General features: G+C 64.3%; 16 protein-coding genes. 4 read left to right on the top strand and 12 right to left on the bottom strand.

The window, feature by feature from the left end:
• A partial coding sequence (locus tag BN1136_RS01705) for an RluA family pseudouridine synthase (protein ID WP_043807956.1) occupies window positions 1-666 on the bottom strand: 666 nt, incomplete at its 3' end.
• A 197-nt stretch (window positions 667-863) separates the two neighbouring features.
• On the opposite strand from BN1136_RS01705, the gene rihA reads away from it, so the two are divergent.
• Window positions 864-1,799: a pyrimidine-specific ribonucleoside hydrolase RihA gene (gene rihA / locus BN1136_RS01700; RefSeq protein WP_043761919.1), complete on the top strand. Its 936-nt coding sequence runs from the start codon at window positions 864-866 to the stop codon at window positions 1,797-1,799.
• 29 nt (window positions 1,800-1,828) lie between these two features.
• The gene (locus tag BN1136_RS01695) at window positions 1,829-2,305 is read left to right on the top strand and encodes a hypothetical protein (RefSeq protein ID WP_043761918.1); all 477 of its coding nucleotides are present in this window, start codon (window positions 1,829-1,831) and stop codon (window positions 2,303-2,305) included.
• 92 nt (window positions 2,306-2,397) lie between these two features.
• Here the strand turns inward: BN1136_RS01695 and BN1136_RS01690 are convergent, their stop codons facing one another.
• From BN1136_RS01690 to BN1136_RS01680, 3 genes are all read right to left on the bottom strand, one after another.
• Window positions 2,398-2,694 (bottom strand): winged helix-turn-helix domain-containing protein, encoded by a 297-nt coding sequence (locus BN1136_RS01690; RefSeq protein ID WP_043761913.1) that lies wholly within the window; start codon window positions 2,692-2,694, stop codon window positions 2,398-2,400.
• The gene (locus BN1136_RS01685) at window positions 2,691-3,221 is read right to left on the bottom strand and encodes a DUF1523 family protein (RefSeq protein WP_043761911.1); all 531 of its coding nucleotides are present in this window, start codon (window positions 3,219-3,221) and stop codon (window positions 2,691-2,693) included. The genes BN1136_RS01690 and BN1136_RS01685 overlap by 4 nt, the downstream gene beginning before the upstream one ends.
• Before the next feature lie 170 nt (window positions 3,222-3,391).
• The gene (locus BN1136_RS01680; protein WP_043761909.1) at window positions 3,392-5,014 is read right to left on the bottom strand and encodes a methyl-accepting chemotaxis protein; all 1,623 of its coding nucleotides are present in this window, start codon (window positions 5,012-5,014) and stop codon (window positions 3,392-3,394) included.
• A 167-nt stretch (window positions 5,015-5,181) separates the two neighbouring features.
• Here BN1136_RS01680 and BN1136_RS01675 point away from each other — a divergent pair, with 167 nt between their 5' ends.
• The gene (locus BN1136_RS01675) at window positions 5,182-5,814 is read left to right on the top strand and encodes a LysE family translocator (protein ID WP_043761907.1); all 633 of its coding nucleotides are present in this window, start codon (window positions 5,182-5,184) and stop codon (window positions 5,812-5,814) included.
• 60 nt (window positions 5,815-5,874) lie between these two features.
• On the opposite strand, the gene BN1136_RS01670 is transcribed toward BN1136_RS01675, so the two are convergent.
• From BN1136_RS01670 to BN1136_RS01660, 3 genes are read right to left on the bottom strand one after another with little or no spacing between them, the layout of a single operon-like run.
• Window positions 5,875-7,080, bottom strand: a complete 1,206-nt coding sequence (locus tag BN1136_RS01670) for a cation:proton antiporter (protein WP_043761906.1) — start codon at window positions 7,078-7,080, stop codon at window positions 5,875-5,877.
• Window positions 7,081-7,116: 36 nt separating this feature from the next.
• The gene (locus tag BN1136_RS01665; protein ID WP_043761904.1) at window positions 7,117-8,220 is read right to left on the bottom strand and encodes a beta-N-acetylglucosaminidase domain-containing protein; all 1,104 of its coding nucleotides are present in this window, start codon (window positions 8,218-8,220) and stop codon (window positions 7,117-7,119) included.
• A 45-nt stretch (window positions 8,221-8,265) separates the two neighbouring features.
• On the bottom strand, window positions 8,266-9,993 hold the full coding sequence (locus tag BN1136_RS01660; RefSeq protein WP_043807954.1) for a potassium/proton antiporter: 1,728 nt from the start codon (window positions 9,991-9,993) through the stop codon (window positions 8,266-8,268).
• Between the two features lie 355 nt (window positions 9,994-10,348).
• On the opposite strand from BN1136_RS01660, the gene BN1136_RS01655 reads away from it, so the two are divergent.
• Window positions 10,349-11,620 carry a GGDEF domain-containing protein gene (locus tag BN1136_RS01655; protein ID WP_043761902.1) on the top strand — a complete coding sequence of 424 codons (1,272 nt, stop codon included), beginning with the start codon at window positions 10,349-10,351 and terminating at the stop codon, window positions 11,618-11,620.
• 98 nt (window positions 11,621-11,718) lie between these two features.
• Here the strand turns inward: BN1136_RS01655 and BN1136_RS19575 are convergent, their stop codons facing one another.
• The 5 genes from BN1136_RS19575 to BN1136_RS01635 all read right to left on the bottom strand — a co-directional run bounded on the left by BN1136_RS19575 (window position 11,719) and on the right by BN1136_RS01635 (window position 14,616).
• The gene (locus tag BN1136_RS19575) at window positions 11,719-11,865 is read right to left on the bottom strand and encodes a hypothetical protein (protein WP_010674048.1); all 147 of its coding nucleotides are present in this window, start codon (window positions 11,863-11,865) and stop codon (window positions 11,719-11,721) included.
• Complete coding sequence (locus BN1136_RS01650) at window positions 11,865-12,551, bottom strand: M15 family metallopeptidase (RefSeq protein WP_043761901.1); 687 nt, start codon at window positions 12,549-12,551, stop codon at window positions 11,865-11,867. The genes BN1136_RS19575 and BN1136_RS01650 overlap by 1 nt, the downstream gene beginning before the upstream one ends.
• Before the next feature lie 52 nt (window positions 12,552-12,603).
• Window positions 12,604-13,731 (bottom strand): succinyl-diaminopimelate desuccinylase, encoded by a 1,128-nt coding sequence (dapE, locus tag BN1136_RS01645; RefSeq protein WP_043807951.1) that lies wholly within the window; start codon window positions 13,729-13,731, stop codon window positions 12,604-12,606.
• A 22-nt stretch (window positions 13,732-13,753) separates the two neighbouring features.
• On the bottom strand, window positions 13,754-14,104 hold the full coding sequence (locus BN1136_RS01640) for an ArsC family reductase (protein ID WP_043761899.1): 351 nt from the start codon (window positions 14,102-14,104) through the stop codon (window positions 13,754-13,756).
• Between the two features lie 197 nt (window positions 14,105-14,301).
• On the bottom strand, window positions 14,302-14,616 hold the full coding sequence (locus BN1136_RS01635; RefSeq protein WP_197068409.1) for a hypothetical protein: 315 nt from the start codon (window positions 14,614-14,616) through the stop codon (window positions 14,302-14,304).
• Between the last annotated feature and the right edge of the window lie 326 nt (window positions 14,617-14,942).

Genomic DNA, 14,942 nt, shown 5'->3' with positions numbered 1-14,942 from the left:
GGGCTCGCCGCTCACTGGATGGACAAGGTCCAGGGCGCTCGCGTGCAGCATCAACCGTGGCGTCAGCTCGGTGCCGGGCAATCGCAGGCCGCCATAGAGATCGCAGCCGAGGATGGGGTGCCCCAGCCACTGGCTGTGGATGCGCAGCTGGTGGGTGCGGCCCGTCTCGGGGACCAGCCTGACCCGGGTCAATGGGATGTCACCCTGCGCCTCCCGGCGCACCAGGCGCTCCAGCACCTGAAAGCGGGAGCGGGCCGGCTTGCCGCTGACGGCGCAGATGCTCATCAGGGGGAAGAGGGCCGGATCCTTGGCGATGGGGGCATCGATCACCCCCTCGTCTGCCGCCAGATGGCCGCACAGTAGGGCCTCGTAAGCCTTGCTCACGGTGCGCTGGCTGAACTGGTGGCAGAGCAGGGCATTGATGCCCTTGTTCCTGGCCACCACCATGATCCCCGAGGTGCCAAAGTCGAGGCGGTGCACCAGGGTGCAACCGGGGTACGCCTGCACCAGCCGATGGTGCACCGAATCGAGGTTCTGCGGGTTCTTGCCCGAGAGGCTCAGCAGGCCGCTCGGCTTGTTGATGAACAGCAGGTGTTCGTCTGCAAAGAGGATCTCGATGGCGGCGTCGCAGGGCGGGGCAACAAAGGTATCGACGATGACGGACATAGGGCATGCTGGCTGGAAAAGGGGGAAGTGATCATACCCGAACGGTTGAGGCGCGGCGAATCGGGATGCATGAGGCCAGTGGAAGAGGTCAAGTGATTGATCTGACAGGGTGAGTCCGTTTTGTGACTCCCTCCCGAGTTAATGGGGCCGCCGCTTGCTAAGGTATGGCTCCCTGTCATGTTGCAAGGAGTCCGTCCATGGCGCTGCCCGTTATTCTCGATTGCGATCCCGGCCACGATGATGCCATCGCCCTCATCCTGGCGCTGGCGAGCCCCGAATTGCAGGTGCTGGCGGTCACCACCAGCGCCGGCAACCAGACGCCGGACAAGACCCTCAACAACGCCCTGCGCATCCTGACCCTGCTGGGGCGCCGCGACATTCCGGTTGCGGCGGGGGCCCCCAAGCCCCTGGCCCGGGAGCTCATCATCGCCGACAACGTGCACGGGGAGTCGGGCCTCGATGGCCCGAAATTGCCGGATCCCGCCTTTGCCCCACAGGCGATGACGGCACTCGAATTGATGGTCAAATGCCTGCGCGAGAGTCCCGAGCCCGTGACCCTGGTGCCGACCGGTCCGCTTACCAACATCGCCCTGCTGTTGGCGGCCCACCCCGAGCTCAAGCTCAAAATAGCCCGCATCGTGCTGATGGGGGGCGCGGCCGGACCGGGCAACTGGACCCCGGCGGCGGAATTCAATATTTATGTGGATCCCGAGGCGGCCGATATGGTGTTCAACTCAGGGATCCCCATCACCATGTGCGGGCTGGACGTGACCCACGAGGCCCAGGTGATGGACGAAGATATCGCGCGGGTGCGCGCCATCGCCAATCCGGTGGCCCGGTGCGTGGCGGAACTGCTGGACTTCTTCATGATCTACCACCGGGATCCCAAGTGGGGATTTGCCGGTGCCCCGCTGCACGATCCCTGCACCATCGCCTGGCTGCTGGCCCCCGCGCTGTTCCACGGGGTGGAGTGCCGTGTCGATATCGAGACGCAGGGGGCACATACTAGCGGCATGACGGTGGTGGACCGCTACGGTCTCACCGGCAAGCCCGCCAATGCGCTGGTGTTGCTGGGGCTGGACAGGACCGGGTTCATCGACCTGCTGGTGCAGCGGCTGCGATCATTTGGCTGACATCTTGGACATCGAATAAGGGGCTGGGAATGTGGAAAGGGACGTTGGCACTGCTGACATGTATGCAACTGGCGGGCTGCGCCAGCCCGTTCGAGACCATGTGGCAGGGGCTGGCGACCTGCGAGCTGGACGACCTCCATCTCGACAGCGAGAGCGGGGCCCCGGTGCATCCGCAGCTCGCGAAGTACACCCCGGACAAGGTGAGCGACGGTTTTGCCTGGTACAAGGTCCATGAAGAGCTGCACGGCCTGCCCATCGTCGGCTTCCTAGTGCCTGCCTCCACCTTCGAGGTGCACGCCCTCTTCGTGGATACCCCCATCGCCAACGCGCGCCGGCTGACCCACAACGCCTATGGCAGCGAGTTTGCCGACGAGGCGCTGCACGATGAAGGGGAGGCTCCCTTGCTGCTGCGCGACCCCAACAACCCCAAGCGTTCCATCATCGACTGTACCCGGGCGGAGTCGGCGGAACCGCCGTCGGAAGAGTCCTTTGACGAAGGGGAATGAGCGTCCGGCATTTGCAGAAGGGATAACCGGCCAGACAAGAGAGGGGCCAGCCGCAAGGCTGGCCCCATTGTTATGGGATGCGGACGGGGGAGTCAGGGATAACCCAGGGTCTCCTTGATGACGGGCAGCTGCGCGTTGATCCAGGCCGGGTTGATGGGCCCCCAGTCGCTGATGCGATAGTGCCCCTGCAGGTGGCGAGCCCCCTCGGTCTGCTCGAAGCCACAACAAATGTCGAGTTCCGCCAGGGCGCTCAGGGTGTCCTGGGCGGTGCGGCGAGGCATGCCGGTGGCCGCCATGATGGCGGGCACGGTGTCCGTGCCCTGGCTGATGAGGTGAGCCACGTAGAGCCGGCGATAGAAGCTGGTGCGCGTCTTGCTCGGCTCGCTCATATCTCGTCCTCGAGACGATCGAAGTAGCGCCAGGTGGCGATGGCGGCCTTGCCCATCACCAGGGCCCAGACGCCAAACCAGAACCAGCGGAAGAAGCTCCAGGTGGAGGCATCGGGCTCGGCGCTCTCTATCTTGGTGACGTTGGGGAAGAGGGAGAACATGTTCACGCGCCAGCCGTAGGAGGTGATCATGGCCAGGCGCTTCTCGAACTCCATGGACTTGGCCTTGGCCTGGACGTCGGCGGCGTTGAACTTGAAGTAGAAGGGCCAGCCCCAGAGCGTGTCCTCGTTGCGGAACACCCGGATCTTCTCGCCGGGGCGCTCGGTATAGATGTAATAGACGTCCACTGTGGGGCCGTCAGCCGGGTTCTTCTGGCTGATGGGGCCATCCTTGTCGGTGCGTTTTACCTCCACCCCTGTGATGGTGGCGATGGTGTGTTCCGGCAGATAGAAATCGAGCCAGATCGCGGAGAGCAGGGCGATGAGGCCGAGCGTGACAAAAGCGGGTTTCTTGAACTTCAGGCTCATGATGGTCTCTAGGTGAGGGGGAATGACGTGCCTCTACCATACCCATATTTGCGGACACAGCCCAGCCCCCAATGACACCTTGATGGCAAAAACCCGTTTTAAACAGCGAACTATGGGAGGGGGGGCGCTCACGGGGCCCGTGGCGGGCCCCGGTGTGCCGAGTGGCGGGATCAGAGCTGGAACTGGGCGAGCTGCTTGCGCTGCTGCTCGGCGAGCTGTGACAGTTCGTGACTGGCGGCGGCACTCTGGCTGATGCCGGCCGCATTCTGGTTCACTATCTCGTGGATGTTGCCGAGGTTGCGGCTGATGTCGGCGGTGACGCAGGACTGCTCCTCCGCCGCGGTCGCTACCTGGGCGTTGGCCCCGTTGATCTGGTTGACCGCCTCCGTGATGCCCCCCAGCAGATCCTGCACCTCGGCGGAGAGGCGCTGGTTGTGACCGAGGATCTCCAGGGTCTCCTGCACGCCGCTGTTGGCGGAGAGGGACTGACTCTGCAGCTGTTCGATGATGGCCTGGATCTCCTTGGTGGAGTCCTGGGTGCGGGCGGCCAGCTGGCGCACCTCGTCGGCCACCACGGCGAAGCCGCGTCCGCTCTCCCCGGCGCGGGCCGCTTCGATGGCGGCGTTCAGGGCCAGCAGGTTGGTCTGCTCCGAGATGCCCTGGATCACCTCAATCACCTTGCCTATCTGCTCGGACTGGGACTTGAGCCTGGCCACCACGGTGGCGGCATGTTCGAGGCTGCCCGCCATGCGGCTGTTGGCCTGGATACTCTCGGTGAAGAGCGCCAGCCCCTGTTCGACCCGGCTGTTGGCATCCCGTGCCAGCTCGTCGGCCAGGGCGGCGTTGTGGTTGACGTTGTCGGCAGTGCTGGCCAGCTCGGTGACCGCCGAGGCCACCTGCTCTGTCTCGCTGCGCTGCTGCTGGGCATTGACCTCGGCCTGGGTCATGACGGCGGCGAGCTCGGTGGCGGCGGAGGCCACGTTGCCGCTGATGCCGGTCAGGGTCCGGATGGTGCTGCCAAGCTGGCCCAGGGTCTGGTTGATGTCCCTGGCGAGCTGGCCCAGCTCGTTGCTGCCTTCGGCGCTGGCCCGCACGTTGAAGCGGCCCAGGGCGACGGCGTGCATCACCTCCTGCAACTGGCCGATGGGCTGGACGATGCGCCCGGAGATCCACCAGCCGCCCAGCAGGGCCGCGATCAGGGTGGCGGCCATCAGCAGCAGGGTACGCAGCAAGGTGGCGTGGTAGTGGGACTGCTCCAGGGCTATCTCGGCCTGGATCAGCTGGTTGATGTGGCCTGACATGGCGTCGATCTGTTTGATGAGCGCCTCACCCAGATCGCGAAAATGCAGCCGGGCCTGCTCGTAGGCGGCGGGCTCGACCCCGTCACTGTACTTCTGGGCCAGCAAGGGCAGCATGTTGCTGCGCGTGTGGCCGAGATAGGCCTGCAGGGCGGCCGCCACCTGGCGGTTGTCCTGCTCGGCGCCGGTGATGGCCAGCCTGGTCAGGATGGTGCCAATCTCCTGCTCGGCGGCGGAGAGTTGCGCCGGCAGCTGGGGGAAGCGGGCCTGATCGTAGAGGCCGTAGATGGCGTTGGTGCGCAGCCGGTAGGTGGCGTGGATCAGGGCGGCGATGTCGTCCTTGTGGCGGGTGACGCTGGCGGTGGTTTCGTTCATGTCCTGGATTGCCCCGTCGATCTCTTGCTTGCTGATCACGGCCATCAGCAGCATCAGCAGGCTGGCGAGGAGCAGGGGAATGAGCACTTGAAGGCGGATGGAGAGATTATTCAACGACATGAGGCTGCCTACTAACCCTAAAGAGGAGGAAGACGGCATCTTACACAGGCGCGACAGCTCTTGTCACAGAGTTTTTAAGTCTGAATCCGTGCTGAATGAAAAGGTTTTTCTTGTGTTAAAAGGGTGTGCTGGGCATGATCGTCTGCTTGTTACCATGGAGGTGTAGTGTGTCCGACTGGATTGATCCCGCCATCTTGGCGCTCTTTGTTCCTACGTTCTTTTTTGTCTCTGTGACTCCCGGCATGTGCATGACCCTGGCGATGACTCTGGGGATGAGCCTGGGGGTGCGTCGCACCCTGCACATGATGTGGGGTGAACTCATCGGCGTCGGCCTGGTCTCCGTGCTGTCCGTGGTCGGGGTGGCGGCGGTCATGCTCAACTACCCGGCCCTGTTCTCGGCATTCAAGTACGTGGGAGGGGCCTACCTGGTCTGGCTCGGCATCCAGATGTGGCAGGCCAAGGGCAAGATGGCCATTCCGGCGGATCTCTCGGCCGCTCAGGAGACCAGGCCGCTCGGGCTCGCGCTGCAAGGCTTCGTCACCGCCATCGCGAATCCCAAGGGATGGGCCTTCATGGTCTCCCTGCTGCCTCCCTTCATCAACGCGGCCAAGCCGATGACACCCCAGATAAGTGCCCTGGTGGCCCTCATCCTGATCATCGAGTTCTCCTGCCTGCTGCTCTACGCGAGTGGTGGCCGCACCCTGCGCCACTTCCTCGCCAAGAGCGGCAACGTCACCCTGATGAACCGCATAGCGGGTTCCCTGATGTTGTTCGTGGGCGTCTGGCTGGCGCTGGGCTGATCGGCTGGCGATGAAAAAAGCCCCCTCCTGGTCAGGGAGGGGGCTTTTTTGTGGGCGGCGTCAGGGCCTGAGGCGCCTGACCCAGGGATTGGCGCTCACCCCGTGCAGTATGACGCTCAAGATAATGGTGCAGAGCACGGTGGCAATGACAGGGTGCTGGCCCGTGAGGGCCGGCTGGTGCTGCAGCACCATGACGGCGAAGACGATGCTGGCGAGCCCCCTCGGGCCGAACCAGCCGATGAAGAGCTTGAGTTCCGTGGATTGACCCGTGCCCAGCAGACTCAGCCAGACCGGCACCATGCGCAGCACGGTGAGGCTGGCGGCCCCATAGAGCCAGAACTGCCAGTGCAGCAGGGTGGGCAGCAGGGGCACCATGATGGCGCCGAACACCATCCAGATCACCACGGAGAGCAGGTCCCCGTACCCCTCACAGCTGTCCATCCAGGCGTGCTTGTGCTCCCCGAGCCGGTGGCCGATGAGCAGTCCCCCCACAAAGGCGGCGATAAAGCCGCTGCCCCCCAGGGTCTGGGCCAGGGCAAAACAGAGCAGGGCGAGCCCCGGCATGGTGAGCTGGCGCCAGAGCGGCAGCTGCCAGCCGTTGAGGTAGGAGAGCCTGAGCAATCGGATGGTCAGGGTGCTGAGCACGAAGGCCACCAGCATCCCTATGCCTATCTCCTCCAACAGCAGGGTCACGGCCAGGGTGGCGGTGCCCGCATGCTGCTCGGTGGGAGCGATCAGGGCGAGCAGCAGGAGCAGGACGGGCACGCAGATGCCGTCGTTGAGGCCACTCTCCTGGTTGAGCCCTTCCCGCACCGGGGCCGGTACCGCCGGGTTGCTCACCACCGCCTTGCCAAGCGCCGCATCGGTGGGGGCCAGTATGGTGGCGAGGATGGCCACCTCCAGCAGCGGGAGCTTGGGAAACAGCAGACGACCGAACAGGGTGCCCGCCAGCAGGGTCAGGGGCAGGCCGATGAGCAGCAGCCGGACGGGGAGCTGACGGTTGGCCAGCAGCACCTGCCAGTTGGTGTTGGCGGCGTCGTTGAACAGCACGATGACCAGGGCCAGTTCGGCCAGCAGCTTGAGCCCCTCGCCGTCGATGTTGAGGGAGAGCAGGCCGAGGCCGCCGTCACCCAGCACGCCCCCCACCAGCAGAAACAGCAGGGGGCCGTTGATGAGCCTGGATTCGAAGCGCCCGGCAATCAGGCTGTAGAGCAGCAAAAAGGCGGCGAGCACCGCCAGGTTCTGGTAGATCAGCGACGCATCCACGGGCGCTTCTCCTCGTCACCCCCCTCTCGGGGGACCTCAATCGGTCAGACAGTCCGGATCGAACACGTATTCGCCATCCAGCCAGCGCAGGATTTCGTCCACGCAGGACTGGTCATGGAACGGCTGGTAACGGCTCCTGAGGTGGCCTATCTGCTCCGGGGTGAGCTGGGCCAGGCCGATGTCCTGGAACAGGGGCAGGTCGGCCTGGATCATGGCGGAGATCTGCGGCCCGCAGGTGGCGTTGAGGGAGGCGTGCAGCGCCTTGTCCGGATCGTACTGGCGGCCGAGCCTGTAGCTCATGGGCAGGGTGGCGAGCGGCAGGGCCGATAGCGCTGCCTGCTTCATGGGGTTGACCGCGTGGCCGCTCACGAGATCCGCCAGCTCCGCCGGGCGGTTCTCGAAGGCGCGCAGGTGCAGGAAGCTGCTCGCCTTGCTGCCGTCGTTGACCGGGTAGTTGTCCCAGAGGAAGGGCTTGCGGTGCAGCCAGTCGGCGGCCTGGCGCAGGTGGACGGCCGGGTACTCGGTGGAGCAGACCCTGGGGCCGGTCCAGAAGATGTCGATGCGCCTGTCCAGCCCCTGACCGAGATCGGTGAGGTAGTGGGGGGGCATGGGGCCGAACACCTTCTCCAGCACGGGATCCGTGGAGTAGTAGCTGGGGCAGAACAGCAGTCGACCGGCGCTGGTGTGGGCCGCGATGTCGTGGGCGATGGTGAGCTGCCAGTGGGCGAGATCCGGGGTGTCTCCCTTCATATCGTCAAACAGCACCGCCAGGATGTCGGGTTTGAGCACCTCCTCGATGACCCTCACCTTCTCCAGCAAGGCGGGGCGCTGGCGCTCATAGTCGTGATGCGCCCCCATGGGGCTCAGGCCCACCCCGAAGGCGAGGCCGTTGTCCCGGCACTGCTGGGCGAGCTGGCGCAGGGCCTCGAGCTGGGCGGCGGGCCAGGGCTTGGCCCAGTGCTTGCGCAGGTAGCCATCTTCCTTGGGGGCATAGAGGTAGAAGCCGTAGCCGTGGCGGGGCAGCCACTGGGCATAGCGGGCGCGGGCCTCCCAGCTCCAGCCCTTGCCGAAGAATCCCTCGATGAGGCCCAGCTTGGGCGAGGGAGGATACAGACCAGACAACTGGGTTTGATAAGGCATGGGTCACTCCCTTCTCACTGAGTAATGGCGGCGCAGGGCCGGTGCCTAGACGGGGTCTTCTTCCAGGAAGCGCACCCCTATCTTGCGGGGTTCGCCATCCTCCATCTCCGCCACGGTCCAGAGCAGGCCCTGCCAGGCGACATGGTCACCGACAACCAGATTATCGCCCAACTGATGGGCAATAAAATCGCCGAGAGTCTGATCCGCCACCTCGCTCACATCCAGGCCGTACAGGGGGGCGAGATCCACCAGTCTGGCGGTCGCCTCCAGCAGGAAGTCGCCGAAGAAGCGGGGGCCCAGATCCTGTTCTGGCGCCTGGCTGAACAGCTGGCCGAGGGCGGGGAGATCCCGTTCGTGGCCGATGACGCAGAGGATGTCGTCCGATTGCAGCCGGGTACTGCCCGAGGGGTGCAGCAGCTCCTGACCGCGGAACAGGGCGCAGATGCGGGTACCCTGGGGCATGCGCAGCTCCCGCAGGGGAGAACCGATGCACCACTTCTCGGCGCTCAGGCGATAGACGAAGGTCTCCCACTGGCTGTCGAGATCGATCTCGAGGCCGGAGCGGTTGATGGGGGAGGGGGGGGCCGGCACCTCGACCCGCGCCAGGCGGGAGGCGAGCGGCAGCGAGCTGCCCTGCAGGATGAGGGAGACCAGTACCACGAAGAAGGCGACGTTGAAATAGAGCTGGGCGTTGGGCAGCCCCGCCATCATGGGGAAGACCGCCAGGATGATGGGCACGGCGCCGCGCAGCCCCACCCAGGAGATGAACCAGCGCTCCCGGGGGGCGAAGTTCTTGAACGGCAGCAAGCCGATCCACACCGACACCGGGCGGGCAAACAGGATCATCCAGGTCGCCAGCGCCAGCGCCGGCAGGGCGATGGGCAGCAGGTTGCTCGGGGTGGCGAGCAGCCCCAGCACCAGGAACATGCCGATCTGGCTGAGCCAGGTCAGGCCGTCCAGCACCGACAGCGTGGTGCTGCGGCTACGCAAGGAGAGGTTGCCAAGCAGCAGCCCCGTGAGATAGATGGCGAGGATGCCGCTGCCCCCCACCGCCGTGGTGATGGCGAAGATGAGCAGGCCGCCGCTCACCGTGAGCAGGGGGTAGAGACCGGGCGCCAGGCGGGCCGTGTTGATGAGTTTCCACAGCAGCCAGCCTCCCGAGAGGCCGATGCCGGCGCCGAGGCCGAACTGCTTGATGAGTTGCAGCAGCAGGAAGCCGGCGTCCAGCCCCTGCTGGGCGCTGGCCAGCACCTCGATCAGGGTAACGGTGAGAAAGACCGCCATGGGGTCGTTGCTGCCGGACTCTATCTCCAGGGTGGCGCTGACCCGCTCGTTGAGGCTGCGCCCGCCGAGCAGGGAGAAGACCGCCGCCGCGTCGGTGGAGCCGACGATGGCACCGATGAGCATCCCCTGCAGCAGGTTGAGGTCGAACAGCCAGGCGGCGGCCAGCCCTGTCAGGCCGGTGGTGATGGCCACCCCGACGGTGGCGAGCGACAGGGCGGGCCAGAGTGCCACCCGAAACGAGGAGACCCGGGTGCGCATGCCGCCATCGAGCAGGATGATGGCGAGCGCCAGGTTGCCCACCAGGTAGGCGACCGAGTAGTTGGCGAAGTGGATGCCCCCCGGGCCATCCTCACCGGCCAGCATGCCGACGGCGAGGAAGATGACCAGGATGGGGATGCCGACCCGGGACGAGAGTGCGCTCAACAGGACACTGGCTCCCACCAACAGGGCACCGATAAAGAAGAAACTGTTGATGGTGACGGCATCCAAGGGCGAACTCCTTCCTGGCTGGTGTAAAGTAGGCACATTATATGCAGGAAATGTGACAAAGTGGCGATTTTGTGTCTTGAATTTGCAATTTATTACACTTCTCCGCCTCTGGCCGGACGCCGTTTGTCGGTACACCTATGAAGCCCTTCCTCCAACGCCGCCGATATACTGCCATCCCGCAAGCGGTTGTTGTCCTGTGGCTTACCCCACTCGATTCGCATCGTTCGCCCGTTATGCGACCCCCGTCCGGTTTTCAAGATCGCTATTGCTTGAAATGTTAATAAAAAGCCGTTTTCCAGCCCGAATTTGGGTATATTCCACCCATGATGAAATAGCCCCTTGAATTGGAATAATAATGTTACAACTCAGACGGTTATGGTGGCTTCTCGCCCTCTTGATGGTGGCCTCGCTGCTCCTGGTCGCACTGTTTGAGTGGGGCCCCAGACGTCATCTGGTGATAGTCCCGAGTGATCAGTGGGAGGTTGCGACCATCGACGATCGCCCCGCGGGTGGGGACTCGGTGGCGACCCTGGCGCAGCAAGGTACCGGCATGACATGCGAGCTGGGGAGCCAGTATCGCTGGCCCTATTGCGAACTGGCGATCACCCTGGCCTCCCCCGAGCTGGGGATCGATCTGTCTGACTACGATAACCTGATCTTGCAGTTGGCAGGGGAAGGGCCGAGTAACACCGCCTGGCGGATCTATCTGCGCAACTACCACCCGGACTACTCGCGGGACGGGGATCCTGTCTCCCACAAGGTCAACGCCATCTTGTTCGATCCCGGGCAGTACCCGGGGCGGGTCGAAGTGCCTCTCAAGCTCTTTACTCCTGCCACCTGGTGGCTGACCGACTACGACATTCCCCTGATGCAGCAGGGCCAGGATCTGAGCCGGGTCTTCGCCATCGAACTGGCGACGGGGTCGGGGGCGGCCCCTGGGCACTACCGGCTGAAGGTGGAGACGCTGCTCTTCGAGGGACCCTGGATGCCGCCCAGCCTCTTCTATCGCGCCCTCTTCATCGGCTGGAGTCTTGCGGTGATCTCCCTGCTGCTGATGGATTATCTCGGGATGCGGCGGCGTCTGGTGAAGATGAGCAGGCAGGCCAGGCAGACCATGGCGCGCAACCGGGATCTGGAGCTGGAGTACCGCATGGCCAGCAATCAGGTGCGTTATGACCCTTTGACCGGGGCCCTGAGCCGTTATGAAGGGGAGTCCCGACTGGTGCACCACGATGGCGAGATGACCCTGGTGTTTATCGACATCGACCACTTCAAGCAGATCAACGACAGCCAGGGCCATCCGGTAGGCGATGAGGTGCTCAAGTGTCTGGTGAGCGAGCTGTTGCTGCAACTGGAGGAAGGAGACATGCTCTGCCGCTGGGGCGGGGAGGAGTTCGTGCTGTTGCTACCCGGGCGTTCATTGGTTTGGGGCCAGGCACTGGCCGAGCGTCTGCGCCTCGCGGTGGCCGGGAGTCGCAACTGGCCGAATGGGGTGGCGGTCACCGCCTCGTTCGGGGTGGCGAGCCGCCAGCCTGGCGAGCCGATGCCCAAGACGCTGCAGCGCGCCGACATGGCGCTCTATCGTGCCAAGGGGGCGGGGCGCAACCGGGTAGAGGTCGCTGACTGAGATGGATGAAAAAGCCGCGGCCAGTCTCTGCTGGCCGCCTGTGTGCGTCGTGGTGGCTCGGGATGCGGGTATCCATCGGGCCAGGTGTATTCGGGCTGTCAGTCGTCCTCGTCGTCCTTTACTTCCCGTATCTTGTCCTTGTACTTGGGCAACTGCTTCTCGAGCTGCTTCATGTCCTTGATGGCGTTGAGAAACAACCCGAGCAGGAACAGCAGCGGCAGGCCTATCCATAACCACAGACTCATCAGATTCTCCTTTCGCTGTGACCCAGGGTGACGTAACGGGCCAGTATCTCGTCGAGATGGGCCAGTATGCACCCCTTGCCTTCAATATCCGCCTGTTGCAGGCAAAGTGCCAGCGCCGCCGGATCGAGCATGAGCTCGTCCGACTCGGGCGAGAAGCTCAGATGCCAGGGCTCGTAGGCGACCCCCTGAGCGGCACCGACCGGCCTGGCATAGGGCAGGAAGAAGCCGAAGTCGTTCATCCGATCGCCGAGCCATTCGCTCAAGTCGGCAAACCAGCCGTCCGCCTCGTACTCCCAGGGCTCCAGCGCGAGCCGGGTGCCAGCGGGCAGGCAGTCCGGATCATAGATGTCGAGATCCGTGCCCCAGTGGTGACGGCTGGTGCCAGGCAGGGCACTCCAGCGCAGGATGGCGTGCAGCCGGGCCTCGTCGCTCAGCTGCAGAGCGTCGATGGGCTGGCTGGCGGCATCCAGCAGCGGCCGCTCCCCGCGCCACTTGCCGTTCCAGATGGCGAGCTGACGCTCGAAGCTGCGCCAGCTGGAGGCCGCCTGCAGGTTGAAGCCGTCGTGGGCGGCGGCCACCTGCATGTCGTTGAAGGCCGCCGCAGTGGCGGCGGTCAGACGATGGGGCCCGCGCCCCACCAGGATGAGGTGGCTCTCGTCGAGCCCCAGCAGTTGATCCTGGGTCATGGTTGCATGGTCTCCCGTGTCAGCGGTGGCGCCATTGGCTGGCGAAAGGTCCTCATGCCAGCAACCGCGCCAGCACCCCTTGGTACATGTCCGCCAGGAGATCCAGATCGTCCGCCTTCACGCACTCGTTCACCTTGTGGATGGTGGCGTTGACCGGGCCGAGCTCGATGACTTCCGCGCCGGTCGGGGCGATAAAGCGTCCATCGGACGTTCCCCCCGTGGTGAGCAGGGCCGGCTGCTGGCCGTTGACCTGCGCGATGGCGGCGACGGTGGCCTCCAGCAGGGCGCCGGTGTCGGTGAGGAAGGGCTGGCCGGAGAGGGTCCACTTCAGGTCGAAGTCCAGGCCGTGGCGGGTCAGCAGCGTCTCGACCCGCTCGCGGATATCCGTGTCGGTGAGCTCGGTGCTGAAGCGGAAGTTGAACTGCACGTGCAGCTCCCCCGGGATGACGTTGGAGGCGCCTGTCCCGCCCTGGATGTTGGCGATCTGGAAGCTGGTCGGGGGGAAGTAGGCGTTGCCTTCATCCCAGACGGTGGCGGCAAGTTCCGCCAGCGCCGGTGCCGCCTTGTGGATGGGGTTGTCCGCCAGGTGGGGATAGGCGACGTGGCCCTGGACCCCGCGCACCACCAGATCGCCGGTGATGGAGCCGCGCCGGCCATTTTTCACCACGTCACCCACCAGGGCGGTGGAGGAGGGCTCGCCGACGATGCACCAGGTGATCTTCTCGTTGCGCGCCTCCAGGGTGTCGATGACGCGCACGGTGCCGTTGATGAAGGGCCCCTCTTCATCGGAGGTGATGAGGAAGGCAATCGACCCAGCGTGATCCGGATGCTCGGCCACGAAGCGCTCGGTGGCCACCACCATGGCGGCCAGCGACCCCTTCATGTCGGCGGCTCCCCGGCCATAGAGCATGCCATCCAGGATGGTCGGCTCGAACGGCGGCGTGTGCCACTTCTCCAGCGGACCGGCGGGCACCACGTCGGTGTGGCCGGCGAAGCAGAAGAGCGGACCTTCACTGCCACGGCGTGCCCAGAGGTTGGTGGTGTCTTCAAACACCATGGGTTCGATGACGAAGCCGAGGCGCTTGAGGCGCTCTGCCATCAGGGTTTGGCACCCTTCGTCCAGGGGGGTCACGGAGGGGCGGCTGATCAGATCCTTGGCCAGTGTGATGACGTCCGACATCGGTGTTCCTTAACAGAAAGATTTAACGAGAGAAGAGGGATTGATAGTGGTCGGCCTTGAAGCCCAGGGTCAGCTCGCCATCCTTGTCCAGCAACGGGCGCTTGATCATGGCGGGGTGGGTCAGCAGCAGGTCGCGGGCCCTGGCGGTGTCGAGCCCCTGTTTGGCCTCCTCCGGCAGGGCGCGGAAGGTGGTGCCACGGGTGTTGAGCAGGGCTTCCCAGCCGAGGCGCTCCAGCCAGAGATCGAGCTGCTCCGGGGTCAGGCCGTCGGCCCTGTGGTCGTGAAAGCGGTAGTCGATACCCGCTTCATCCAGCCACTTGCGGGCCTTCTTGATGGTGTCGCAGTTCTTGATGCCATAGAGGGTGGTGGCCATGAGGGATCCTTTGTCTGGGGGCCTGGGGCCCTGAAATCCGAAGGTGGAATCATGCAAGGGCCCGATTCTGGCATTGTGGCGATCCCATGGCAACGCTCGCGGCCAGACTCGCTGGTTTTACCAGTAACGAAGGGGAAGGGGGAGAGGCTCAAAACGCGCCAGAGGGCGCGTTTTGACAAGGTAAAGATGCGGCAGGATCAGTGCAGCGTGGTCCACTCGTGGTCGAAGACCCGGGCCCGCTCCCAGGGCGCGTCCGGCAGGCTGGAGGAGAGGCCGGCGTATTTGCCCACGTCATCCACCACGATGGCGGAGAGGATCGGCAGATGGTTTTCGGTGCAGTACATGCGGATGCGTTGCAGCAGGGTGCGCAGCTCGTCCTGGCACTGCTCCAGCCCGGCCTGCCTGGCCAGCTTGGAGTAACGAATGGTGGTGCGTTCCTTTGCAGACTCGACGAGGATGTCCCACAGCTTGTAGTCGCAGGTCGAGGTGCCCGCGGTGGCTTGGTTTGTCATAACTCTCTCCGGTGCGAAATGGTCGCTCTGTGTCGACGGGCATCTTGGCCACTTCATGCCCGATGGACGTTGATCCAACGCAAACAAAGTGGAGGTTGTCGGCCTCTATGCCTCGGGAGGCATTCTAGTACGCCTTCATCAGAGTTAAATGTTGTTATTTGACTCATTACTGGCCTTTAAAACTAAAATCGTTTGCCTTTATTGGTTTTATCTGTGGTTGTGGCAGGAGGAACATAGAGAGCAAGAGAATGGGGGCTGAGACGGTCGAAGGGGGATCGACGCAAAGGCACGCCACGAGAGAGGGCTGTCCTCTGTGGCGTACCCGC

This window comes from Aeromonas taiwanensis (assembly GCF_000820165.1).
GTDB classification, from domain to species: Bacteria; Pseudomonadota; Gammaproteobacteria; order Enterobacterales; family Aeromonadaceae; genus Aeromonas; species Aeromonas taiwanensis.
This window is presented reverse-complemented; position numbering and strand designations above follow the sequence as displayed.

Coding starts and splice junctions, on each gene's coding strand:
- rihA (WP_043761919.1), top strand. CDS start 864: ATGGCGCTGCCCGTTATTCTCGATTGCGATCCCGGCCACGATGATGCC.
- BN1136_RS01695 (WP_043761918.1), top strand. CDS start 1,829: ATGTGGAAAGGGACGTTGGCACTGCTGACATGTATGCAACTGGCGGGC.
- BN1136_RS01690 (WP_043761913.1), bottom strand. CDS start 2,694: ATGAGCGAGCCGAGCAAGACGCGCACCAGCTTCTATCGCCGGCTCTAC.
- BN1136_RS01685 (WP_043761911.1), bottom strand. CDS start 3,221: ATGAGCCTGAAGTTCAAGAAACCCGCTTTTGTCACGCTCGGCCTCATC.
- BN1136_RS01680 (WP_043761909.1), bottom strand. CDS start 5,014: ATGTCGTTGAATAATCTCTCCATCCGCCTTCAAGTGCTCATTCCCCTG.
- BN1136_RS01665 (WP_043761904.1), bottom strand. CDS start 8,220: ATGCCTTATCAAACCCAGTTGTCTGGTCTGTATCCTCCCTCGCCCAAG.
- BN1136_RS01655 (WP_043761902.1), top strand. CDS start 10,349: ATGTTACAACTCAGACGGTTATGGTGGCTTCTCGCCCTCTTGATGGTG.
- BN1136_RS19575 (WP_010674048.1), bottom strand. CDS start 11,865: ATGAGTCTGTGGTTATGGATAGGCCTGCCGCTGCTGTTCCTGCTCGGG.
- BN1136_RS01650 (WP_043761901.1), bottom strand. CDS start 12,551: ATGACCCAGGATCAACTGCTGGGGCTCGACGAGAGCCACCTCATCCTG.
- dapE (WP_043807951.1), bottom strand. CDS start 13,731: ATGTCGGACGTCATCACACTGGCCAAGGATCTGATCAGCCGCCCCTCC.
- BN1136_RS01640 (WP_043761899.1), bottom strand. CDS start 14,104: ATGGCCACCACCCTCTATGGCATCAAGAACTGCGACACCATCAAGAAG.
- BN1136_RS01635 (WP_197068409.1), bottom strand. CDS start 14,616: ATGACAAACCAAGCCACCGCGGGCACCTCGACCTGCGACTACAAGCTG.